Consider the following 19,315-nt stretch of genomic DNA (forward strand, 5'->3'; position numbering starts at 1 on the left):
AGGAGGATCTCGCCGGCTCCGCGCTCCTCGACCTCTCCTGCCCATGCGACCGCATCAAGCCCCGTAGCCCGGCTCCCGCCGTGGGTCACGACCTCGTACCAGCACTCCTGCCCGTCGGCGAGGGTGATGGCGGTCCTCCCGGGCTCCATCCGGTAGTTTCGCCGGACATCCACGGCAACGACGATACACTGGGTGCCGAACCGCTCGGCGCCCCGGGATATCAGGTCCGGATCCTTGACGGCGCTAGAATTGATGCTCACCTTATCAGCGCCGGCCCGGAGGATCTGCTGCATGTCGTCGATCGTCCTGATGCCGCCGCCGACGGTGAGCGGGAGGAAGAGTTCGTCTGCCGCCCGCTGGATCACGTCGATGATGGTGCCCCGGCGTTCCTTCGATGCCGCGATATCGAGGAAGACCACCTCATCCGCACCCTGCTCGTTGTAGCGCCGGGCCAGCTCGACGGGATCGCCCGCGTCGCGCAGGCCGACGAAGTGCGTGCCTTTGACTACCCGCCCGTCCTTGAGGTCCAGGCAGGGGATGATCCGCTTCGTCAAAACCATTGGGTATATGGTTGGGAGGCGGTAGATGATGAGGGTTTGGTCGGCAGGTTCTTGCGGGAAGAGGGCTGACTCTCTTCCACCACGTCCGGGGCACGGTGTCCTTCCTGTCAATACCGGTGGCTGCCCACCTGACGAAGCCCGGTGCCGGATGCCGAGACCGGACTCAGTACTGTTGCTAACATTTTTGAGGAAGCCAACCGGAAGTCAAACCATCGACTTCCCGTCAAGGCTTCGCGACCTTCGCGTGAGGTTGTATCGTTATCACACGCCGAAAGCTCACGCGAAGCCGCGAAGGACGCGAAGTTCGGGTGCTACTGACTCCTCGTTGCAGCGCCGCACGAGCCACATCGCTCATTATCGGGTGCCTAAATGTGCGAAGTACCGGGACTGGACCCCGCCTCACCCAGGCAGTGGACCGTGGTGGGAATCACCTCAAGGGGTGGGGACCGGGGAGGGGGAGACCCCCTCCCCGCGCCGAGCGTGCGCTCCTCCCCCGATGGGAGCAAGGGCAGTGCGTGGCCCTGATCTCCTGCATTCCACCTGCATTGAACACCCAGATTTTTCGTCAGTTTGGCCTCTCGCTGCCCCATGGTCGTTTGGGGTTCAGCCTGTTGTCGCGCACGCCCCGCCACCCCCCCTGCAACCATGCATTTTATGGAGGCTACGTCAATGTGAATACTACATGACCCTGCCCGGTCTGATAGCTCCGTCATGCGTCTATGCCTGCACCCGGTTCCGGGTCCGCAGGACGAAACTCCTCTCCCGTGAAGACTACCGTCGCATCATGCAGATGAGCATACCGGGGGTCGTCGCCCACCTCGGGCGGCAGGAGGATTACCGGGACATCATCAACCTGGCAGCCAGTTTTTCCGGCGCCCGGCTCGTCGAAGAGGCAGTAAACCGTAGCCTGGCGCGGTCGTTCCGGCACGCCATGATGATCGCCCGGGGGGATATGCACACCCTGGCCGGAGAGTACCTCACCCGGTGGGACATCACAAACGTCATGGCGATACTCAGGGGCACGGTCTTTGACGTTCCCCGGCAGCAGGTCCGCGACCTTCTGGTCCCTGCGGGTGAGCTTGACACGACACTCCTCGACCGCCTCCTGGGCCTTACGACCTGCGGCGAGGCGCTGGAAGCCCTCCAGGACTGGCGGCTCTATCCAGTCCTTGAAGAATACTACCGAATATGCGGAGAGCGGGGCGTATTTGCCAGGATCGAGAACGAACTCTACATGAACTACTACGCCGGGCTGCTCGGTCTTGTCGCATCCGGGTGCAGTGGGTGCCGGGAGTTGATCGCATACCTCAGGTTCGAGATCGATATCACCAACATGAAGAACCTCCTCCGGCTCCGCTGTGGCGAGGAGGCATGCGACATCACAACCATCGACCAGACCATGATCTCCGGCGGCCGCATCCCCATCGACCTCTTCGGGCGGCTCTACAGCACCGGGACAGAGGAAGAATTCACGAGCACCTTCCTGCAGACCGATATCGCCCCAGTCTTAGCCAGGGCGGTGCGCGAACTCAGGCAGGACCCCGGCTTCTCCAGCGAGGACGCCGCGGAACTGGTCTGGCAGCGGTGGCACCAGCACCTGCGGCCCGTTCACGAGATCGAGATGGCGATCACCCGCACCAGGCTCAGGGAGCTTGAAGCCCTCTCCCGCCGCCACCCGTTCTCGGTCCTGACGATGATCGCCTACCTGGAGCGGAAGCGGTACGAGGTCGCAAACCTGCGGGCAATCGCACGGGGAAAAGCATTCGGCCTTCCGCCCGGACGGATATGGCAGTATATCGTCCTGTAGGAGAGAGATACCATGCCTGTCGACGAGATCAAACCCACCCGGTCCGGCCTGCTGATCGTCCGGCGGCGGATGGCGCTCGCGGAGCGGATACACCGGCTGTTGTCGATGAAACTCGACGGCATGATGCTCGAACTCATCAGGCTCACCGACCAGGCCGCCCGCGAGCGCAAGGAACTCGAGGAGAAATATGCCCATGCCCGGGAGATGGCGGCGGTCGCCACCATGATGGAGGGGGCGACCGGGGTGCTCCTTGCAGCGCTCTCCGTAGAGGCCGTCCCGACCTACACAACAGGTCACAAGAACGTCTTCGGGGTGCACCTCCCCGACCTGGAACCGGTTATGGTGAAGAAGACGCTCATCCAGCGGGGTTACGGAATCCTCGGGACCTCATCGGTCATCGACGACGCCGCCGACGCCTACGAGGACCTCATCTCCGCGATCATCGCGAGCGCCGAACTCGAAGGCGGGATCACGCGCCTGCTCGACGATATCGAACGGACCAGGCGGCGCGTGAACGCGCTGGAGTTCAAGGTCATCCCGGAGCTCACCGACCTGCGCCGGCTTATCGAGTACCAGCGCGACGAGATGGAGCGGCAGGAGGCGGTGCGGCTCCGACGGATCAAAAAGATAAAGGCAAAGAGACGGTGGTAAAGCATTTCATCTTATCTTGCGGGTCCTGATGCGTGGTGAGCGATCACCACCTCGCGCGAAGTCCATGTATCTCCTCCCCGCCACCCTTCGCGCCCTTCGCGGCTTCGCGTGAGTCTTCAGTACAGGGAGGAAATAATGCCTCACGCGAAGATCGCGAAGACGCGAAGTCCGTGTATCTCCTCCCAACCAGGACCCCTCGCGTGACGCACCAATCGCATGAAAATATGAGATGCAATGGCCCGCTAGAGATCGCCCTTCTGCCGCCGGAGGCACGCGATCGCCGTATCCACGATCGCGCCGAGGGCGTCCACGCCGAAGGTCTCTGACGAAAGAACAAGGTCATACGACGAGAGGTCGCTGATATCAATATCGTAGTAGGTCTGGTAACGGGTGGCCTCCGAGTGCTGCCGGTTCCTGGTGTAGGCGAGCGCCCCTGCTTCATCCATCCCATCCCTTCCTGCTATCCGTTTTGCCCGGCACTCAAGCGATGCCGCAAGCCAGACCCTGAGATCAGCGTTCTCGATCATCCGGCCCGAGAGCCTCCCCTCGACGACGATCTTCTCTGAGGCCTCCCCGATCTCCTTCTGCCTGGCATCGATCATCCGGTCAACTGAGGGATCGCTCTCCGCGAGCCTTCCGAACTCGGCAAGGTCCATACCGTGCTCCCGGGCGAGCCTGCGGAAGACCTCTCCCGCAGAGATAAACTCAAGCCCGTACTTTTCAGCGAGGTAGCGGGCAAGCGACGTGGTGCCGCTCCCCGGCGGGCCGCTGACGGTTATCCGCATCAGATCCCCCCAATATTGAGCGACTTCCTGATCACCTGGCTGATAGCAAGCGAACAGATCATGTACCAGAGAATCCAGGCCGGCACGATCCAGAACGCAACCCCCGAGAGGCTGACGGCCCCAACGAAGGGCAGCACGATACCGCTTGCGGCAGTCATCTCAGCCCCGACCGGCGGGAGCCGGAAGAGGAGCCAGAAGAAGATCGGCACCGTCAGCACGAGGATGATCGCCATCGGGGTAAACTGTTGCTTTGAGATATCGAGCTGATCCTGCATCATCCGCTCCTGCTTCCCCTGGAGTTTCTTGATCCGCTTTTCATCCCCGGAGAGCTGGGCCTCCCGGAACTCCTTCTGGAAGACCCGCGCCTTCGCCTGCACCTCCTGCATCTTCTCATAATCGATGGTGTACTTCTGGACAAGCGAGGAGTACAGGCCCGTCATGCTGGAGAGGATCAAGATCATAACAAAGAACGGCACGCCGAGGACATCGATGAACGGCCCGAGCATCATATCCATCACCGAACCGACCGTCACCCGCACCCACTCGATACCGTAGGAGAGCATCACCAGCATGGTAAAGAGGAGCGCGATCGTCGGGCCGTGCTTCTTCAGGTCCACCATGTCAGGTTACCTCAGGACATTCACCAGGTCATCAATGGCTCGTTCAAGCAGGAAGTTTTCGTTCCCGACGATCTTGACGGTGCAGCCGGTGTACATCGCATACGCCGCGGCGATGGCGCGGTTGAACTCCTGGTGTCCGGCGATCGTCCGGGCTCCTTCCATATCGCGGACCCTGGATTCGTCACCAAGCCGGCGCATCAGGATCTGGTCGGGGTCGGTCTCCACCAGCACGACAACATCGGGCATCAGTTCCCGGAGCACCCATTCAGGCAACCCTGCCAGGAACCCGGCCGGGGTCTTGACGCTGCTGTGGGTATCGATGATGATGTTTGCATCAGCGCTCATGGCAGCGATCTCCGAGGCGGCCGCCTGCTGAAGGCGTTTCTGGTCATCTTTTCCGAGTTTGCGCATCTCATCGCGATCCGAGACCAGGCTCTCCTTACAGGCCACATCAAACATGCACGTGCCGAAGTTGACAGCTTCGTAGGCGATACCCTCGGCCGCAAGTCTCTCCATCGCACCGTTGATGACGGTGGTCTTCCCGACACCGGGAACCCCTGTCACGACGACTTTCTTCCCCATCTCTATCACTCCGTTTAGAATATAGTTCGCTATAAAATAAATCCCTGCCCAGAAGAATAATCCTTTTCGGAATCAACTCCCAGGCGGTTCGGGTGACCGGAACCCCCGGGAACGTGGTGGTATCACGTTGGAAAGAGCAGGACCAAAAACGAAAAGGAGGCCCTTAAGGCTCACTCCTTCCCGAAGAACGACCGCATGAACGGATACATCTCCATGATCTGCTGGCTTGCGATCTCCTCGTAGAGCCGGTACGTGATACTCACCGCCAGCAACAGCCCTGTTCCACCGACCGCGCCGACAACACCGAAGAGGTTCGCGACGACCGAGAGGATCCCGATGAACGCACCGCCGATGATGGTGATCCTTGGTATGTAGCGGTCGAGGTACCTCTCAAGCACCTGGACGTTCCGGCGGTAACCGGGGATGTGCATACCACTCCTCTGGATCTGCCGGGCCACATCCTTCGAGTCGAGACCCGCGGTCTTGACCCAGAAGAGCGCGAAGATCGCGCCCCCGAGCACCATGACCGTTATATCGATGCCCATCCGCAGCATGACCTCCCAGGGGGCATGCCCGAGATCGACGAGCCACCACATCCAGTCCTGTGGCTGGTTGATCGGCGCAATGTACCACATGAGGCCGTTGATCGGTTGCTGTTCCTGGAACTCACCGAGGATCGTGATCCCGGCGTTCGAGAGGAGCATCCCGATCATCTGGATGTTTGCCTGCAGGACACGGACCAGGATCATCGGCAGGACACTCGCGTAGATGAGCTTCACCGGGAAGCGTGCCCGGGCCCCCCGGACAGCGGTATGCGCGAGCGGGATCTCGATGCGGGTCGATTCCACGTAGACGATCACCAGGAAGATGATGACCGTCGTAATGAGGGCCAGCATGTCGGTCCCGAAATACTCGAGGAAACTTGCCCCCGATGTCCCGATGGCAAACAGCCGCGGGAAGAACCCGATCGGGAAGGGATCGGTACCCGTCTGCCAGTTCAGGAAACCGTTCACCAGACCCTGAGAGACACCCGCAACGATGAAGAGCCCCACGCCCGAACCGACACCCCACTTGGTGACGACCTCGTCCATCAGCACCACCAAAAGCCCGCCGATGCAGAGCTGGAGGAAGATCAGGAGCGAGACCACGAACGTGTTTCCACCGAACAGCTGTGCCGCTACCGATGGATCGGGCAACATCAGCCCGCTCGCGACCATGGGGAGCGCCTCGACGATGATCATCACAAAGATGAGCATCTTCTGCAGGCCCATGTACATGACCTGGCCGCGTGCTTCACTGGTGTCGATCTGCAGGATTCCAGCGCCCTTGAGCAACTGCAGCACGATCGACGCGGTGACGATCGGCCCGATACCGAGATGCAGGAGCGAACCGCTCGCACCGGCAAGCAGGGCACGCCATAGTCCGAAAATATCCTGTGACTGCGGAGAGAGTCCAAAGATATCAATGTTTGTCAACGTGAAGTAGAGGAGCAGGATCGCAAGCGTCCACATCAGCTTGTTCTTGAAGTGGACGTGCCCCTCAGGACTTCTGACTGCAGGCATCGCTGCAAGGATGGGTTCAAATCTATCCAGCAGATCTCCCATGTTTTCACCTGAAAGGAGGAATTCAGACGGTCTTTACCTGACCGCCCATCTCCTCAATCTTTGCCCGGGCCCGTTCTGAAAACGCCCGGGCTGAGATACTCAGTTTGTGGGTAACTTTCCCGCTACCGAGCACTTTGTCAATACCAAGTTCAGTGGTGTCGAGAACGATAAGGTCGCCCTCCTGGGCGGCAAGCCCCTCCTGGAGCAATGCCTCGGCCATCTGGTCGATCGCCCCGACATCAAGGGCAGACACCGGCGCGGACACCTTGCTGACGAAACCGTGCTTACCGTTGGATATCTCACCCTTCAGGTAGAAGTGGGAGAAGCGGTGGTCCCGCTGCCCGGCTCTACCTCGTCCACCCCTGTTTCCGGCGCCACGTCGGTTCTTGTGCGTACCGCCGCCACAGGTCCGTGAACCCCTGTATTTGGTTCTCTTGTTTACGGGCATCCATCTCACCTCATCTTATAGAGGAGATCATTGATCTGGGGGCCATAGTAGCCGAGAGCCCCACCCTGCTGAAAGGTTCGCTTGATGGTTTTATAGCCCTTTCGCGGGGGGTGCAGCCGGAGAACCGGCTTGATCTCTGCCAGATCGCGGAGACTTGCCTCCCCGCTGCAGAGCGCAGCCGCGAACTCGTCAATGCCGGCATACGAGGTATGCGCACGGACGTAATCATCGGTCAGACGCTCGTCTCCAGTCAGTCTACCACGGGTGCGCAGGAGGGTGGCCAGGATCTCCGGATCCACCTCACCATACGCCACATAGTCCTTCACTTTGCGGATCATGCCCAGGTACGCCGGGGTATCGGGCACGAGGACGCAGTGGTTGATGTGGTGCAGACGGAGCATCTTCAAGGTGTCCTTGATCTCGCGGTTGGTGTTGACCACGCCGCGCACCTGCACTACCGCGTACATCACTCTGCCCCTCCGATCCGGATAATATTCGTCTGCCGGAGCGCCTCGAACGTCGCCTTGGCGTAGTTGATGGTCGTCCGGGTCTGTCCCCGGTTGAGGGCCCAGACATCCTTGATGCCTGCTAGCTGCAGGACCTTCTTCGGGATATCTCCGGTCACAAGGCCGATCCCCTGCGGTGCGGGTTTCAGCGTCACCCGGACGCTGCCTGCCTTGCCGGTCACCTCGAGCGGGATCGAGTGACCGGTATCACAACCGCATTCCCAGCTCCCGCAGCCCCGGCGGACCTTGATGATATTCACTTTTGCATCTGCTATTGCTTTCTGGATCGCGTTGCCGACCTGGGCATCCTTCGCCTGACCAAACCCGACGTAGCCGTTCCGGTTGCCGACCACCACAACGGTGCGGAACTTCACACGGCGACCCGAGTCCGTCATCCGCTGGACCATGTTGATATCCAGCACCTCGTCCTCCAGGTCGGGCAGAAGGAGATCGACGATCTGGGGCTCCTTGATCGGTTTGCCGCTCGCGAGCACCTCATCAATACTGGTGATCTCGCCTGCGGCAACCATGCGCCCGAGACCGGTGAGCGGAATCCATTCTTCCTGTATGTATGCCATTGTCACACCAGCTCCTTCTTGATGGCCAGAGCCACAGCCTCTACATTCGCCACCAGGTTCTCTGCCCGCTCGGGGGCATACCCGGCGATATGGGCACCTTTGAGCCGTTCCTCATCAGGGAGAATCGACTCGCCGTAGGGTATGTCGAGACCCCCGTCCACCGCCCCTTTCAGGGCGGCAAAGACACGGGCCCCGGGTTTTGCCCGGGCAAGCCCGATATCCAGGATACCTTCATCATACCCTGCGTTCAGCGCCTTGACCGCAAACAGCATCCCGGTCAGGTAGGCTGCCGGGGTGCTCGCGGTCGACCCCTCGTAGCCGTACCCCGCAAGTTCGGTCGAGTACGCGGCCACCAGGGTTTGGTCTCCCTCATCCCCGGGGACGACCAGTTGCGCGATGATCTGCCGGTTTGTCTTTCGGACGACCATCCGGGGCATCCCCGATGACAGGAGCGACATCCGCTTATAGTAGTCAGTCTTACCCTCGTGCCTTCTCCGGAAGGGCACGAAGTATCGTGGGCCGGTTGCCATTATTTCATCCTCCCTGCCATCGTCTCAACATGCGCTGTAAGGTGCGCCACGCTCCGGAACTGGCCGCCGGAGGCCCGCCGGTACATCAGGCGGTAGAGAGTCCGGTCGATTGTGCCTTCGTCACGCATCTCGCGCAGAGCCCGACGCTGTGCCCGGATCTTGCCGATCCACGTGCGTTTGCTCGAAGCGCGAGCTCCCGCGGCACCCTTTCTTCGGCCTGGACCTCTCTGGTGGCCGTAGGCGCGTTTTGCCATCCGCTCGCGTGCCCTGCCGCGACTGTTCCCTTTCACGGTGCGTGCCTTGATCGCACCTTCCTCGATGAGTTCGCGCAGGTCGTCCCGGGAGATAGCCGCCTCGATATCGGCCTGCCGCTCGGGATCAAACCAGACACGGTTGATCCCGCATTTGAGAACAGCAGCTGCCATTCGTTTCTGGTTGGCGAGATCACTCATCTTCATTCACCTCTTCTTCTTCTTCTTCGACCTCAGCAGGCTCTGGAGCCGCGCGGGTCAGATCTTTTGCGTTCAGTACTTTGAGCCCAAGTTCCAGGGCCCGCGTCTGGATCTCTCCACGCTTCCTGTTGCCCACCGATCCGCCGATCCGGACAGCCTGGAATTCGGGGTTCAGCCCGGCAAGGTCTGCCGGTGAGAAGACCCGCACCTCCTCATACCCGCTCGGGTGCATGCCGCGGACTGCAGCAGGGCTCCCGTATCCCGGCCGGGGAAGCACGCCCTTTGCGCGGAACTGCCGCCTCTGTTTGCTCTGCAGACCACGCGGACGCCGCCAGACGTCAGCCAGTTTCACCTTGCGGTGGAGCCCGCGTCTCTTGAAGGCAGGCTTATTGTGCCGGGTACGGACGCGGATCAATCTTCTTCTCTCATCCATTCTCTTCACGCCCTCTCGGTGATATAGATGCCGTCCTGGAACACCCGGGGATCGCGCTTCGTGATCCTGGTCGCGTGCTCGATGTTTGCGGCCGTGTTGCCCACCTTCTCCCTGTCGATACCGGTGAGAATTACCTCGTCGCTCCCGATTTTGACGGTGACACCCTCAAGGATCTTTGCCACCCGGGGCTGTTTCTCGCCCAGGAAGTTGTTGATCTCGAGACGGTTACCCTGCAGTTTCAGCTGGATCGGGAAGTGGCTGTAGACCACCTTCATGCGGTACTCGTAGCCATCGACGACGCCCTGGATCATGCTCTTCGCGAGGGCTTCAAGCGTGCCGCTCATGGCGAGGAACCGCTTCTTGTCCGATGTCGTGGAGACGACAACCTCGCCGTCCTCAAGCGCGACATCGATCTGCGGGAAGCGCATGTTGCGCGTCAGTGTGCCCTTCGGCCCGGTTACCGTGAGCACGCTCTCTTCGAGCGTGACGTCCACACCCGGAGGGATCTCGACTCGTCGTAGTATACCCATAACGCCTCTCCCTCCTTAGTAGACATATCCCAGCAGCTGCCCGCCAATACCCTCGTCCCGGGCCTGCTCGTGGGAGATAACCCCCTTCGAGGTAGAGACAATCAGGATACCGAAGTTCTTTGCGGGGAGGTACTGCGACTCCCAGTATTCCATATCAGCCATCGTCACCGCAAACCGGGGGGTGATGGCGCCACACTTATTGATCGTCCCGGAGAGCTGGACCCGGAACTGGCCGCCTCGGCCGTCGTCGATGAACTCGAAGCCGCCGATAAAGCCGTTTTCCTGCATAACGCGGAGCATCGCGCCTAACACCTTGCTGGCGGGCTCAACAATAACTTCGCTCCGTCCAGCGTCGCCGGCATTCTTGATCGTGCTCATCGCGTCAGCGATTGGATTCTGTCGTGCCATATCTCTCACCCTCAGTTCATCTTCTTAAAGCCCATCTTGCTCGCCCACTCGCGGAAGCACTGGCGGCAGAAGTAGATGCCGTATTTGCGCACGAGGCCCTGTTTCCGACCGCATATGCGGCACTCGTTTGCGCCCCGGCCGAACTTCTTTGTGCTCTCAGCCGAAGAAGGCGCTCCTGGTTCTCCTGCCATTCCTTACACCTCCACCTGGTAGCGCTCACGCATGAACGCGATGGCTTCTTCTTTATTCACTTTCTGATCAGCCGGCAGTTTCCTGCGCGCGATGCCCCGACGTGCGACCCGCACACCCTTGCGCTCAAGCACCACATTGACGTCCATGCCGTAGATGCCGATCGCAGGGTCGTAGGCCATTCCCGGGAAATCGGTATGCTCCTCGATGCCGAAGGAGACATTGCCGGTCTGGTCGAACTGCGAGATGGCAAGATGCCGCTCGACAATACCGAGCGCAGTCTCGATGAACTTCTCAGCGTTCTCCCGGCGCAGGGTGACCTTGCACCCGATTGGTGCGCCCTTCCTGATCCCGAACGCAGGCTGGGTCCGCTTCGCGATGGTGCGGACGGGCTTCTGGCCGGTGATCTTTGTGACGAGATCCTCGGCCTTGACCAGCCGCTCACCGCTCTCACCGACGCCCATGTGCACAATGACCTTGTCGACGTAGATCTCCCTCATTGCGCTCATACGGAGGCCTCCAGTTCAGGTGCAATCCCGGAACGGCCGACCATGAAGATATACTCCTCGATGGTCTCGAACCGCTCATCTGCCGAGTCGTCCACGAGGACAACACGGTTCGGGACGGAACTCGCAGTCCTGATGATCTCGACGATCCTGCCGACCTTGCCGGAGTGCTTTCCGCCGACGATCATGGCCACGTTGCCTTCCGCGAAGGGGAAGTGGTCGATGATCCGGAACCGGTCTTCACCGTCTGTTCCAAGGGTCACAACAATGGAGTCTTTGGCCTTGTAGGTGTTGTCGGCAAGGATGTTTGCGCCGTATGCAAGGTTCAGCTGCACCTTGCCGCCCTTGATGACGGTCTTGTTCCGGATCTTACAGAGCCGGGTCTTGGCAGACTCTTCCGGGATCTCAACAGAGATCAGGTTGCCCAGCTTGTCCAGCTGGATACGGTAGTGTTTCCCGAGTTTCGGGATCGAGACGATATCAAAGACGCCAAGCCCGATCTGCGGGTTCCGGCAGGGTCGTCCGTTAACGAGAACATCCCGCTGGTGCAGGATCTTTCGAACCTCACTTGCATTCTGTGCGATGCCGATATGCTCACGGAGCCAGACACCGACCGGCAGGCCGCCGGCGTTGTGGGGGCCCGGGGCGGTCTTCATGACGAATTTCTGTACTTTCTTCGGGATACGCCAGGATTCCGGCGCTACCAGCCGCTTGAGATGATTGGACATTATTCTCCGCCTCCGAGTCTCTCCTCACGAAGTTTGTCTTTCAGGTTGAGCTTCGTGATCTGCACGTTCGAGGGGTCGATCGGCCGGGGGACCTCGGTCCCGTCTGCCTTAGTCACCATCACGCCGTGCACAATCAGCCGGCACGTCTTCATGTCTACAGAGTCGACAACGCCTTCTTCACCGGCATAGTCTCCACGGAGTACTTTTACGGTGTCGCCCTTCACCACACGAGCTCTCCGGGAGTTGTACTTCCCGCGGAGCTCGGGCGAGAGCGACGCGGAGAGGAACCGGCCCCGGGTGTGGTTCGGTGCGTTGAAGCGCGCCTTGCGCTGTTTTCTCGGTTGTTTGCTTACTATGCGTACCATTTCCTTCACCACACCCTACACGATTATTGTCGCCATGGAGGTGATCTTCGGGAACCGTTCCGCGACCTCGCGGGGGACCGGACCCTTGATCTCGGTTCCTTTCGGCTCGCCGCGCTCGTTGACGAGCACCATGGCGTTATCCTCGAAAGAGAGCCGGATACCGTTCGGACGACGGATCTCCTTCTTCTGCCGGATGACCACCGCTTTCTCAAGTTTCCTCCGCATGTCGGGAGTGCCCTTCTTGACGCTCACGGTCGCCATATCGCCAAGACCCATCTTGGGCTGCCGGCGCCTGACACCATGGTAGCCGTCGACAGAGACGATCTCCACGAGCCGTGCGCCGGTGTTATCGGCACAGACCATGCGGGAACCGGTGGCGAGCGCACGCGGAATGGTAGATTGCATCGCCTTCATTCCTTCACCACCTCGACAACCACGAAGTTCTTCGTCTTCGCAAGCGGCCTGCACTCGGCAATCCTGACCACATCGCCGATCCTTGCGTTGATGCAGGGCGTGCTGTGGGCATGGTACCGGGACCGGCGTTTCTCGTATCGCTTGTACTTCTTGATGTAGTGGATGAACTCACGCTCCACGACGACAGTACCGTTCATACGGTCGCTCACGACTTTGCCGGTAATCACCTGGCCGCGTACCGGCAAAGTGCCGTGAAACGGACAATTTACGTCCTCGCATTCCGTCTCAGGAATGGGGACATTTAACCCAATATTTCGTGCCATTATGTATCCTCTCTTATCTGATGCGCATCGTGATCCGTCGTTCCGGCTGCATCTCCAGGCTTGAACCGTCCACATCGACAGTCGTGCCGTCCGGGAGCCGGAAGCGGAATACACTGAACCGCTTTGGTATTCGCTTCTCTCCCCGCTCCGTCCGGATGACCAGGGTATTTCTGGTCTCATCGATGATGCGGCCAGATACCCCGACATGCCCGGGATTGCTTGCGCGAGCCACCAGAACGTCCAGGCCGATCAACTCGTGCCGCAGGACGTTCCGGGGAGAGATCATGCGTTCCTCCGTGCGTTCTGCTCGGTCCGGATGCGCGCGATGGTCCTGCGGATCTCGCGGATCCTCCCGGGGTTTTCCGTGGCACCGCCGGCGCTGACTTTCCCTCGCTCCTGGATCAGTTCAAGACTGAGTTTCTGCTCCTGTTCGAGGAGCTCAACGTCGGAGAGCTGTTTCACCTCTTGTGCGCGAAAGATAGCCATTTATCTCTCCTCCGGGTACTCCTCACCTGAGAACTCCTCAAACTCTTCCTCGAGTTCGTCTTCACCGACCTCTTCGGGTTCGGGAACCGGCACCGGAGCCTTCTTCGGCTCGGGCTCAAGGACCTCAAAGGTATCAGGCAACTTCGCGCCCGGCGGGACGATCTTGACCTGGACACCGATGGTTCCCAGTTTCTTGACCGCAAGCGCGTAACCCTTCTCGACGATCGTCTCGCTCGGCTCACCGGAGTGCTTCACGTAGCCCTCGGTGAACTTCTGGGTCCGCGACCTCGCGCCAGTCAGTTTCCCGGCGACGATGACCTCGCAACCGAGCGCACCCGACTCCATCACCCGGCGGATCGTGCTCTGCCCGGCTTTCCTGAAGTACCAACCGCGCTCAAGCGCGTTCGCCAGCCGTTCGGCCATGATCTGGGCGCTGAAGTTCGGGTTCTGGACCTGCTGAACCTCCACCTGCGGGGACTCGATCCCAAAGTGAGTGGCAAGGTCCTGTGTCAGCTGGCGGACCTGTTTGCCGCCCTTCCCGATCACGATACCCGGTTTCTCCGCAAAGATGGTTATCTGGGTACCCAGCGGCGTCCTGGTGATATCCATGCCACCGTATCCGGCCCGCTTAAGTTCTTTCGTGAGGAACTTCTCGATACGGACGTTGCGCACGCCTTCACTGATGAATTTCTTCTCGATTGCCATTACGCCACCTCGGTCACGATGATCTCGATGTTCACGGTCTCCCTGCGTTTCGGGGTGGCGCGGCCCATCGCACGCGGGAAGAACGCCCGGAGACCACGGCCCCTGTTGGCGGAGACATGGTTGATCCGGAGGTTTTCGGTGTCAAGGCCGATATACTCGGCGTTCTTCTCGACAGAGTCGAGCAGCCTGATGTAGGCCTTGGCGGCCTTGACCGGGTACCGGCCTGCCGCCCACCCTTCAAGACCCCGCTTGTGGGCAACGTTCCGGTTGAACCGCTTGAAGGGGATGGCCTTCTTCAGCTCAACCACATCGGCGAGGTACGCCTTTGCCTCGGTGGTGGTCATGTTCTTGATGAACCGGGCAATCTCGATCGAGTGTTTCGGGGAGACGGGAATCTCGTTCGCTTTTGCGCGAGCGACGTTCTCGCCCTCAATCATTGCTGAATAACCTGTTCTTGCCATAACCATCACTTCAGCGGTACGTACTTACTCGACCGGGTCGCACCGATACCGGCGCTGCCGTGGGAGACTCTCCTGCGGGTCAGTGCAAACTCTCCAAGGTAGTGGAAGACCGCCTCAGGGTGGATCTCCACCTTCTGGAACTCCTTACCGTTGTGGATCTCGATCGTCTTTCCGACCATCTCGGGCATGACGACCATGTCACGCAGGTGGGTGCGGACGTTCGAGTCTCCCGACCTGATATCAGAGAGCAGTTTCTCATGTTCCCGGGAGAGACCGCGCTCGAACTTCCTGCGTGCACGGGACGGCATGAGCGGCAGGAGCTCGGAGAGAGCCATCTGCTGCAGGTCTTCTATGGAGTAACCGCGGTAGGTGAACTCTTCACGCCGCCGCGGCATTCGCTTCTGTGTCTTCTTTGCCATGCTTCACCCCTCACTTCTTCCACTTGCCGGTTCTCCGGGCGGCAATATGCCCTACCTTCCTGCCGGGGGATGTTCCGCGGGATACGGTCTTCGGCCGTCCGCAGTGCTGGTGGCCGCCACCGCCGAACGGGTGGTCGATGACGTTCATGCAGACACCCTTGACGCGAGGCCATTTCTCGGCGGAGGACCTGACGTGGAGATACTTCTTTCCTGCCCTGGCGAACGGTTTCTCGCTCCGTCCGCCGCCGGCAACGATACCGACGGTTGCCAAACAGGCACCGCTGAACCACTTATTCTTGCCGCTCGGCATCCGGACACCGACTCTGCCGTCCTCTGCCTTACCGATGACGAGGGCCTGGACGCCGCCTGAGCGGACGAACTTGCCGCCGTCGTTCGGGCGGGCTTCGATGTTGCAGACGTATGCCCCGACCGGGATCTCCCGGAGAGGCAGGGTGTTCCCGTTCTTCACCTCGGCTCCCGGACCCCAGGAGACCGCATCCCCGACACCGAGCCCTTCGGTGGCGAGCATGTAGACCTTCCGGCCGTCCTCGAGCCTGGCGAGAGCGATCGGCGCATGACGGGCCGGGTCGTGCTCAATATCGACGACGTGCCCAAAAGCCGGTGCGATGTTCGTTCCGGCGTGCCGCAGCTCGGCCTTATACCGGTGCGAGGGGGCACGATAGGTCGGGCCGCCCCGGCCGCGGTTCTGTGCTGTAATTCGATGTGCCATTCGTCACTCACCTTACATGATTCCAAGCCGGCTGAGGATCTCTTCAGCCGCTTTCTCGTCCGCAAACCTGACAATGGCCTTCTTTTCGCCTTTCATGGTCATCATTGTGCGGACTTCGCTCACTTCCTGCTCGAAGGCCGACTCCAGTTCACGCCTGATATCCTGCTTGGTAGCGTCTCTCTGCACGATAAACTGGAGTTTGTTCTCGCCTTCGAGCATCATCGTTGCTTTTTCTGTAACGAAGGGGTATTTCAGTATCATGAGAACTCCTCCAGTCTCCTGATTGCAGACTCCGTCCAGACGGTCAGGCGTCCTGCGTGCGTGCCGGGGGCCAGCAGCTCGGTGTTGAGCTGGTTGACCGTCACGGCATCGACGCCGGCGAGGTTCCGGGCCGCCCGGAGCGGTTCGTTCCCGGTGACGATGAGGACGCTCTTGCGCTGCTTGTAACGGCGGCCGCGCATGGTGCCGCGTCCTGCCCTGACTTTCCTGCTGGCCTTCGCCCGCTCGACGTCAGCATAAACACCGAGAGCGGAGAGCGCCGCAATGACGTCGCCCGTCCGGGTGATCTCCTCGAACCGGTCCTCAAGGACCAGCGGGAGGTCGCCCTCGAAGAGGTGCCCGCGTTCCCGGACAAGGTCGGGGGAAGTGCTGGCTGCGATTGCGGACCGGAGAGCTTTCTGCTTCTCTTTCCGGTTGATCTCCTTGACGAGGACCTTTGCGACCTTCGGGGGGTGCGCTGCACGCCCGCCGGTTGCCTGCGGTACCCGGGCCACCTTGCTGCTGTTCTTGATGCGGGGGACCTGGGCGACGCCCCGGCCGCTGCCCCAGGACTCTGCCGAGGTGCGCATGCCGGCGTAGGGGTCGGTCCCATGCGGCTGGAACCGGGTGCTCTGGAGCGCGAGGACAGCCCGCTTAATCAGATCGGGCCTGTACTCTTCATTAAAGATTTCCGGGAGATCGACTTCATGAGCGATCTCGCCTGTCAGTGTTCGAACCTGTGCCTTCATCGCTGCTCACCCCTGCTTGCTCTCCGTGCTGACGAAACTGATCGTCGGCGTGCGAAGAATGTGTTCTCCCTGCCGTATCGCGGGCCGTATCCGGACCAGCCGCTTGTTCGGCCCGGGGACTGAACCCTTGATCAGCACGTAGGGGCCGCGCACAACACCGTAGTGGAGGAATCCGCCCGCGGGTGTTATGTCGTCGCCGTTGGTGCCGATCTTTAAGATACGCTTGTTGAACTCGGTACGCTGCTGGTAGCCCATCTGGCCGATCTGGGGGACCTGCCACCTGACGTGGTGCGGGTGCCAGGGACCAAGGTTACCGATGTGGCGCTTCTTGCCGCCGCGGGAGTGTTTCCGCTTCCGGACCTGGACGCCCCAGCGCTTGACGGGACCCTCTGTGCCCTTTCCGGTGGTGACGGCGGTTACGTCGATGTACTCGCCGGCCTCGAAGTTCCCGGTGATCTCGATCTCTTTCCCAAGGATCCCGGCGGCGTACTCGATCTGGTCGTCAAGACTTCCGCCTGCGATCCGCATCTCCATCAGGTCGGGGACCTTCTTTGGGACGCCGGTGAGGTCATCGGGCTGTGTGTAGGTGATGGCGTAGAGTTCCGTGACCCTGCCTTCGCCGATCGCCTTCCTGATGGCATCGAGGGCGGCAGCGGTATCATGGTTCTTCGGGACGGTGATGCGGCGGGACAACTCCTCGTCGAGGTCAGTCGTCCAGGCCTCGGTCAGCGCGTGCTTCCCGTAGGTATCCTCGCTGTATGCGCGCACGCCCGCCACCCGCATGGGCGGAACCTCAACCACGGTCACCGGCACCATCACGTCCTTGCCTTCGGTGGGGCTACTCTTGTGGTCGTCCACCATGACGACGTGGGTCATCCCCACCTTGTACCCTGCGAATCCCTGCACAGTCGGGGTTCCCGTGTACTCCGGCCATGAGCCGTACCCGGGAACAGGGCTCTTTGCCCGTTTTCTCGGGCTGTATGCGAGGGATCCCCTGCGTGGCCTGTTATACTTCGGCATGTTTCAATCAACCCTTCGTGCAACTGTAGTGTGATGCACCGAATCCTCTGCCGGACGGACCGGCACGGTCGGGCATTACGGCGAACCCGTATCGGGCATGACATCGAACGGCGCGCAGTTCTAGCGCGTCGTGAAGGGAAACAGTTGGATGGAGGCCGCGGGGTCGGGGAGACACTCGTCTCCTATCGCTCCCGCCACCGGCCCGGTGTGCACCGGGTACGTCCAGTCGTCGCTAATAGATCCTGACTCTTCGACGCTTTCGGGAAACCTGTTCCCGGAAACGGGCTCGCTGCACCGGCGTTGGCCCAACGTCTCGATCAGATCCAGCTCCTGTCATCCCGTTGTGACGAGCACAACTCCTATCGACATCGGCCCTCCATGTGGAGGGTTCGACCTTTGTGTTGTCTTGGTACCTTCTGCGCCGCCCCGCCGCGGGTCTCTGATCCGCATATACTGCTATACCAGGGACATATCGGGAATCAGAGGCACATAAAGCGCCCATTATCCCCGGAATCACGGTGGGATAGAGCAGACCGGTTTCTTAATCATTGCTTAAAATGAGATATAAACCTTGTTATCGGATTTCCCCGGGATTTAGGGAGGCGGACATCTGCTGCAGACAAACACCGGTTCCCCAACCTGAACCACCGGACGGATGAACGAAGGGCTGCGGCCGCCCTGTTGCGGGCACATACCCGGGCGGCAGTCTTCCGCAGAGCTACCGCCGGCATGCGACTGCTCCGGCAGAGATCCTTGCGCTGGTGCGCGCTCCAATGGCCGCGTCATCCGAAGTACAGGTCGCCGTCTTCGTTGATGTAGACCTCCACATCCTCGCGGACCTGCCTGCCCCTGAAACGGTCGGGGTTGGCGTCCCTGAGCCTGTTGATGAGCGAGATCGTGTCATACTTGACCTTCACCCCCATCTTCTCGGCTTCGGTGTAGATGATCTCGGGAGCCTTGAGCAGGTCGAGGCCGCCCTTGAGCGTGCAGAGGTGTGCAGCGTCAAGCGTGTAGAGGAACTCGAGGGTGTCACGGGCCCGTGAGATGTTCTCGAGAGCAGCCTTCTCGATGGTGCAGACGTTAGCTTTTGATGTTTTGATGATATCTGCAATCTGTTGCTGCGTCAACCCTTTTTTCCGATACCGCAGTACCTCTTTCTGGCGGTCGGTAAGCAGACCTTGTTTCATCAGATATATATATGGACACATTAAATTTAAACACTTCTCCTTAACACCCCCATCCAGCCCTGTTTTTACCATGACCATTGAGCCGGGAAGTCCGGCTCCTGCCGCCACGGGAGGAATCGGTCCTCCAGGATGGTCAGACATTTTTGCGAGGTGGAGGTAAGGGTGATCGACGGAGCCCATACGAGCCAGCAGATGCAGCGTCTGCGGCTTCATCTACCGGAAGAACCGTAAAGAAGCCGGACCGGGCTCCCCTGCCGTGCGTGCGGCCATGCTGAAGGCGC

General features: G+C 60.5%; 31 protein-coding genes. 2 read left to right on the top strand and 29 right to left on the bottom strand.

The features are described from left to right. On the bottom strand, positions 1 to 560 hold a 560-nt coding region (gene hisF / locus BP858_RS11900; protein WP_286879560.1), incomplete at its 3' end, for an imidazole glycerol phosphate synthase subunit HisF. Positions 561 to 1,242: 682 nt separating this feature from the next. Here hisF and BP858_RS11905 point away from each other — a divergent pair. Beyond that, positions 1,243 to 2,367: a V-type ATP synthase subunit C gene (locus BP858_RS11905; RefSeq protein ID WP_286879561.1), complete on the top strand. Its 1,125-nt coding sequence runs from the start codon at positions 1,243 to 1,245 to the stop codon at positions 2,365 to 2,367. A gap of 12 nt (positions 2,368 to 2,379) precedes the next feature. Further along, complete coding sequence (locus BP858_RS11910; RefSeq protein ID WP_286879562.1) at positions 2,380 to 3,018, top strand: V-type ATP synthase subunit D; 639 nt, start codon at positions 2,380 to 2,382, stop codon at positions 3,016 to 3,018. 242 nt (positions 3,019 to 3,260) lie between these two features. On the opposite strand, the gene cmk is transcribed toward BP858_RS11910, so the two are convergent. The 28 genes from cmk to BP858_RS12050 form a co-directional block, all read right to left on the bottom strand. Continuing rightward, a complete protein-coding gene (gene cmk, locus BP858_RS11915) occupies positions 3,261 to 3,803 on the bottom strand; it encodes a (d)CMP kinase (RefSeq protein WP_286879563.1) in 543 nt (180 codons plus the stop codon). After that, complete coding sequence (locus tag BP858_RS11920; RefSeq protein WP_014867600.1) at positions 3,803 to 4,423, bottom strand: DUF106 domain-containing protein; 621 nt, start codon at positions 4,421 to 4,423, stop codon at positions 3,803 to 3,805. The genes cmk and BP858_RS11920 overlap by 1 nt, the downstream gene beginning before the upstream one ends. A 6-nt stretch (positions 4,424 to 4,429) precedes the next feature. Continuing rightward, a complete protein-coding gene (locus BP858_RS11925; RefSeq protein ID WP_286879564.1) occupies positions 4,430 to 5,005 on the bottom strand; it encodes an adenylate kinase in 576 nt (191 codons plus the stop codon). A gap of 170 nt (positions 5,006 to 5,175) precedes the next feature. Next, positions 5,176 to 6,609 (bottom strand): preprotein translocase subunit SecY, encoded by a 1,434-nt coding sequence (gene secY / locus BP858_RS11930; protein WP_286879565.1) that lies wholly within the window; start codon positions 6,607 to 6,609, stop codon positions 5,176 to 5,178. 22 nt (positions 6,610 to 6,631) lie between these two features. Beyond that, positions 6,632 to 7,057 carry an uL15m family ribosomal protein gene (locus tag BP858_RS11935; protein ID WP_062264371.1) on the bottom strand — a complete coding sequence of 142 codons (426 nt, stop codon included), beginning with the start codon at positions 7,055 to 7,057 and terminating at the stop codon, positions 6,632 to 6,634. 5 nt (positions 7,058 to 7,062) lie between these two features. Continuing rightward, positions 7,063 to 7,524 (bottom strand): 50S ribosomal protein L30, encoded by a 462-nt coding sequence (locus tag BP858_RS11940; protein WP_062264368.1) that lies wholly within the window; start codon positions 7,522 to 7,524, stop codon positions 7,063 to 7,065. Continuing rightward, a complete protein-coding gene (locus tag BP858_RS11945; protein WP_062264365.1) occupies positions 7,524 to 8,141 on the bottom strand; it encodes a 30S ribosomal protein S5 in 618 nt (205 codons plus the stop codon). The genes BP858_RS11940 and BP858_RS11945 overlap by 1 nt, the downstream gene beginning before the upstream one ends. A 2-nt stretch (positions 8,142 to 8,143) precedes the next feature. Then, a complete protein-coding gene (locus BP858_RS11950; RefSeq protein WP_062264363.1) occupies positions 8,144 to 8,671 on the bottom strand; it encodes a 50S ribosomal protein L18 in 528 nt (175 codons plus the stop codon). Next, positions 8,671 to 9,123 carry a 50S ribosomal protein L19e gene (locus BP858_RS11955; RefSeq protein WP_062266568.1) on the bottom strand — a complete coding sequence of 151 codons (453 nt, stop codon included), beginning with the start codon at positions 9,121 to 9,123 and terminating at the stop codon, positions 8,671 to 8,673. The genes BP858_RS11950 and BP858_RS11955 overlap by 1 nt, the downstream gene beginning before the upstream one ends. After that, positions 9,116 to 9,556 carry a 50S ribosomal protein L32e gene (locus BP858_RS11960; RefSeq protein ID WP_286879566.1) on the bottom strand — a complete coding sequence of 147 codons (441 nt, stop codon included), beginning with the start codon at positions 9,554 to 9,556 and terminating at the stop codon, positions 9,116 to 9,118. Before BP858_RS11960 ends, BP858_RS11955 begins: the two co-directional genes overlap by 8 nt. Positions 9,557 to 9,561: 5 nt before the next feature. Beyond that, positions 9,562 to 10,086 (bottom strand): 50S ribosomal protein L6, encoded by a 525-nt coding sequence (locus tag BP858_RS11965; RefSeq protein WP_074175743.1) that lies wholly within the window; start codon positions 10,084 to 10,086, stop codon positions 9,562 to 9,564. Between the two features lie 15 nt (positions 10,087 to 10,101). Further along, a complete protein-coding gene (locus BP858_RS11970; protein ID WP_286879567.1) occupies positions 10,102 to 10,494 on the bottom strand; it encodes a 30S ribosomal protein S8 in 393 nt (130 codons plus the stop codon). 11 nt (positions 10,495 to 10,505) lie between these two features. Then, positions 10,506 to 10,685, bottom strand: a complete 180-nt coding sequence (locus BP858_RS11975; protein ID WP_062264354.1) for a 30S ribosomal protein S14 — start codon at positions 10,683 to 10,685, stop codon at positions 10,506 to 10,508. A 3-nt stretch (positions 10,686 to 10,688) separates the two neighbouring features. Then, positions 10,689 to 11,192, bottom strand: a complete 504-nt coding sequence (locus tag BP858_RS11980) for a 50S ribosomal protein L5 (protein WP_062264351.1) — start codon at positions 11,190 to 11,192, stop codon at positions 10,689 to 10,691. Beyond that, complete coding sequence (locus tag BP858_RS11985) at positions 11,189 to 11,917, bottom strand: 30S ribosomal protein S4e (protein WP_062264348.1); 729 nt, start codon at positions 11,915 to 11,917, stop codon at positions 11,189 to 11,191. Before BP858_RS11985 ends, BP858_RS11980 begins: the two co-directional genes overlap by 4 nt. After that, complete coding sequence (gene rplX / locus BP858_RS11990) at positions 11,917 to 12,282, bottom strand: 50S ribosomal protein L24 (protein ID WP_074175744.1); 366 nt, start codon at positions 12,280 to 12,282, stop codon at positions 11,917 to 11,919. Before rplX ends, BP858_RS11985 begins: the two co-directional genes overlap by 1 nt. A 15-nt stretch (positions 12,283 to 12,297) precedes the next feature. Continuing rightward, positions 12,298 to 12,696, bottom strand: coding sequence for a 50S ribosomal protein L14 (gene rpl14p, locus BP858_RS11995; protein WP_014867585.1), 399 nt, complete (start codon positions 12,694 to 12,696; stop codon positions 12,298 to 12,300). Continuing rightward, positions 12,693 to 13,019: a 30S ribosomal protein S17 gene (locus BP858_RS12000; RefSeq protein WP_214166132.1), complete on the bottom strand. Its 327-nt coding sequence runs from the start codon at positions 13,017 to 13,019 to the stop codon at positions 12,693 to 12,695. The genes rpl14p and BP858_RS12000 overlap by 4 nt, the downstream gene beginning before the upstream one ends. Positions 13,020 to 13,032: 13 nt before the next feature. After that, positions 13,033 to 13,305 (bottom strand): ribonuclease P protein component 1, encoded by a 273-nt coding sequence (gene rnp1, locus BP858_RS12005; protein ID WP_014867583.1) that lies wholly within the window; start codon positions 13,303 to 13,305, stop codon positions 13,033 to 13,035. Next, on the bottom strand, positions 13,302 to 13,505 hold the full coding sequence (rpmC, locus tag BP858_RS12010) for a 50S ribosomal protein L29 (RefSeq protein WP_074175745.1): 204 nt from the start codon (positions 13,503 to 13,505) through the stop codon (positions 13,302 to 13,304). Before rpmC ends, rnp1 begins: the two co-directional genes overlap by 4 nt. Beyond that, positions 13,506 to 14,210, bottom strand: a complete 705-nt coding sequence (locus BP858_RS12015) for a 30S ribosomal protein S3 (RefSeq protein WP_286879569.1) — start codon at positions 14,208 to 14,210, stop codon at positions 13,506 to 13,508. Next, the gene (locus tag BP858_RS12020; protein ID WP_074176168.1) at positions 14,210 to 14,671 is read right to left on the bottom strand and encodes a 50S ribosomal protein L22; all 462 of its coding nucleotides are present in this window, start codon (positions 14,669 to 14,671) and stop codon (positions 14,210 to 14,212) included. The genes BP858_RS12015 and BP858_RS12020 overlap by 1 nt, the downstream gene beginning before the upstream one ends. A gap of 5 nt (positions 14,672 to 14,676) precedes the next feature. Beyond that, positions 14,677 to 15,090 (bottom strand): 30S ribosomal protein S19, encoded by a 414-nt coding sequence (locus tag BP858_RS12025; RefSeq protein WP_214166131.1) that lies wholly within the window; start codon positions 15,088 to 15,090, stop codon positions 14,677 to 14,679. 10 nt (positions 15,091 to 15,100) lie between these two features. Beyond that, positions 15,101 to 15,820 (bottom strand): 50S ribosomal protein L2, encoded by a 720-nt coding sequence (locus tag BP858_RS12030; RefSeq protein ID WP_074175748.1) that lies wholly within the window; start codon positions 15,818 to 15,820, stop codon positions 15,101 to 15,103. Between the two features lie 12 nt (positions 15,821 to 15,832). Beyond that, a complete protein-coding gene (locus BP858_RS12035) occupies positions 15,833 to 16,081 on the bottom strand; it encodes a 50S ribosomal protein L23 (RefSeq protein ID WP_286879571.1) in 249 nt (82 codons plus the stop codon). Then, positions 16,078 to 16,827 carry a 50S ribosomal protein L4 gene (gene rpl4p / locus BP858_RS12040; RefSeq protein WP_074175749.1) on the bottom strand — a complete coding sequence of 250 codons (750 nt, stop codon included), beginning with the start codon at positions 16,825 to 16,827 and terminating at the stop codon, positions 16,078 to 16,080. Before rpl4p ends, BP858_RS12035 begins: the two co-directional genes overlap by 4 nt. Positions 16,828 to 16,833: 6 nt before the next feature. Next, on the bottom strand, positions 16,834 to 17,847 hold the full coding sequence (locus tag BP858_RS12045; protein WP_062264325.1) for a 50S ribosomal protein L3: 1,014 nt from the start codon (positions 17,845 to 17,847) through the stop codon (positions 16,834 to 16,836). Positions 17,848 to 18,629: 782 nt separating this feature from the next. Beyond that, the gene (locus BP858_RS12050; protein WP_286879572.1) at positions 18,630 to 19,034 is read right to left on the bottom strand and encodes a Tfx family DNA-binding protein; all 405 of its coding nucleotides are present in this window, start codon (positions 19,032 to 19,034) and stop codon (positions 18,630 to 18,632) included. Positions 19,035 to 19,315 lie beyond the last annotated feature (281 nt).

The sequence above is a fragment of the Methanoculleus sp. UBA413 genome (assembly GCF_002502935.1).
In the GTDB taxonomy this organism is placed as follows: domain Archaea; phylum Halobacteriota; class Methanomicrobia; order Methanomicrobiales; family Methanoculleaceae; genus Methanoculleus; species Methanoculleus bourgensis.

Coding starts and splice junctions, on each gene's coding strand:
- BP858_RS11940 (WP_062264368.1), bottom strand. CDS start 7,524: ATGTACGCGGTAGTGCAGGTGCGCGGCGTGGTCAACACCAACCGCGAG.
- BP858_RS11920 (WP_014867600.1), bottom strand. CDS start 4,423: ATGGTGGACCTGAAGAAGCACGGCCCGACGATCGCGCTCCTCTTTACC.
- BP858_RS12015 (WP_286879569.1), bottom strand. CDS start 14,210: ATGGCAATCGAGAAGAAATTCATCAGTGAAGGCGTGCGCAACGTCCGT.
- rpl14p (WP_014867585.1), bottom strand. CDS start 12,696: ATGAAGGCGATGCAATCTACCATTCCGCGTGCGCTCGCCACCGGTTCC.
- BP858_RS11955 (WP_062266568.1), bottom strand. CDS start 9,123: ATGAGTGATCTCGCCAACCAGAAACGAATGGCAGCTGCTGTTCTCAAA.
- BP858_RS12020 (WP_074176168.1), bottom strand. CDS start 14,671: ATGGCAAGAACAGGTTATTCAGCAATGATTGAGGGCGAGAACGTCGCT.
- BP858_RS11910 (WP_286879562.1), top strand. CDS start 2,380: ATGCCTGTCGACGAGATCAAACCCACCCGGTCCGGCCTGCTGATCGTC.
- BP858_RS11960 (WP_286879566.1), bottom strand. CDS start 9,556: ATGGATGAGAGAAGAAGATTGATCCGCGTCCGTACCCGGCACAATAAG.
- BP858_RS11970 (WP_286879567.1), bottom strand. CDS start 10,494: ATGGCACGACAGAATCCAATCGCTGACGCGATGAGCACGATCAAGAAT.
- BP858_RS12045 (WP_062264325.1), bottom strand. CDS start 17,847: ATGCCGAAGTATAACAGGCCACGCAGGGGATCCCTCGCATACAGCCCG.
- secY (WP_286879565.1), bottom strand. CDS start 6,609: ATGGGAGATCTGCTGGATAGATTTGAACCCATCCTTGCAGCGATGCCT.
- rplX (WP_074175744.1), bottom strand. CDS start 12,282: ATGGTACGCATAGTAAGCAAACAACCGAGAAAACAGCGCAAGGCGCGC.
- BP858_RS11935 (WP_062264371.1), bottom strand. CDS start 7,057: ATGCCCGTAAACAAGAGAACCAAATACAGGGGTTCACGGACCTGTGGC.
- rnp1 (WP_014867583.1), bottom strand. CDS start 13,305: ATGATCTCTCCCCGGAACGTCCTGCGGCACGAGTTGATCGGCCTGGAC.
- BP858_RS12050 (WP_286879572.1), bottom strand. CDS start 19,034: ATGAAACAAGGTCTGCTTACCGACCGCCAGAAAGAGGTACTGCGGTAT.
- BP858_RS11950 (WP_062264363.1), bottom strand. CDS start 8,671: ATGGCAACCGGCCCACGATACTTCGTGCCCTTCCGGAGAAGGCACGAG.
- rpl4p (WP_074175749.1), bottom strand. CDS start 16,827: ATGAAGGCACAGGTTCGAACACTGACAGGCGAGATCGCTCATGAAGTC.
- cmk (WP_286879563.1), bottom strand. CDS start 3,803: ATGCGGATAACCGTCAGCGGCCCGCCGGGGAGCGGCACCACGTCGCTT.
- BP858_RS11980 (WP_062264351.1), bottom strand. CDS start 11,192: ATGAGCGCAATGAGGGAGATCTACGTCGACAAGGTCATTGTGCACATG.
- BP858_RS11945 (WP_062264365.1), bottom strand. CDS start 8,141: ATGGCATACATACAGGAAGAATGGATTCCGCTCACCGGTCTCGGGCGC.
- BP858_RS11965 (WP_074175743.1), bottom strand. CDS start 10,086: ATGGGTATACTACGACGAGTCGAGATCCCTCCGGGTGTGGACGTCACG.
- BP858_RS11985 (WP_062264348.1), bottom strand. CDS start 11,917: ATGTCCAATCATCTCAAGCGGCTGGTAGCGCCGGAATCCTGGCGTATC.
- BP858_RS12030 (WP_074175748.1), bottom strand. CDS start 15,820: ATGGCACATCGAATTACAGCACAGAACCGCGGCCGGGGCGGCCCGACC.
- BP858_RS11925 (WP_286879564.1), bottom strand. CDS start 5,005: ATGGGGAAGAAAGTCGTCGTGACAGGGGTTCCCGGTGTCGGGAAGACC.
- rpmC (WP_074175745.1), bottom strand. CDS start 13,505: ATGGCTATCTTTCGCGCACAAGAGGTGAAACAGCTCTCCGACGTTGAG.
- BP858_RS11905 (WP_286879561.1), top strand. CDS start 1,243: ATGACCCTGCCCGGTCTGATAGCTCCGTCATGCGTCTATGCCTGCACC.
- BP858_RS12000 (WP_214166132.1), bottom strand. CDS start 13,019: ATGGCACGAAATATTGGGTTAAATGTCCCCATTCCTGAGACGGAATGC.
- BP858_RS11975 (WP_062264354.1), bottom strand. CDS start 10,685: ATGGCAGGAGAACCAGGAGCGCCTTCTTCGGCTGAGAGCACAAAGAAG.
- BP858_RS12035 (WP_286879571.1), bottom strand. CDS start 16,081: ATGATACTGAAATACCCCTTCGTTACAGAAAAAGCAACGATGATGCTC.
- BP858_RS12025 (WP_214166131.1), bottom strand. CDS start 15,090: ATGGCAAAGAAGACACAGAAGCGAATGCCGCGGCGGCGTGAAGAGTTC.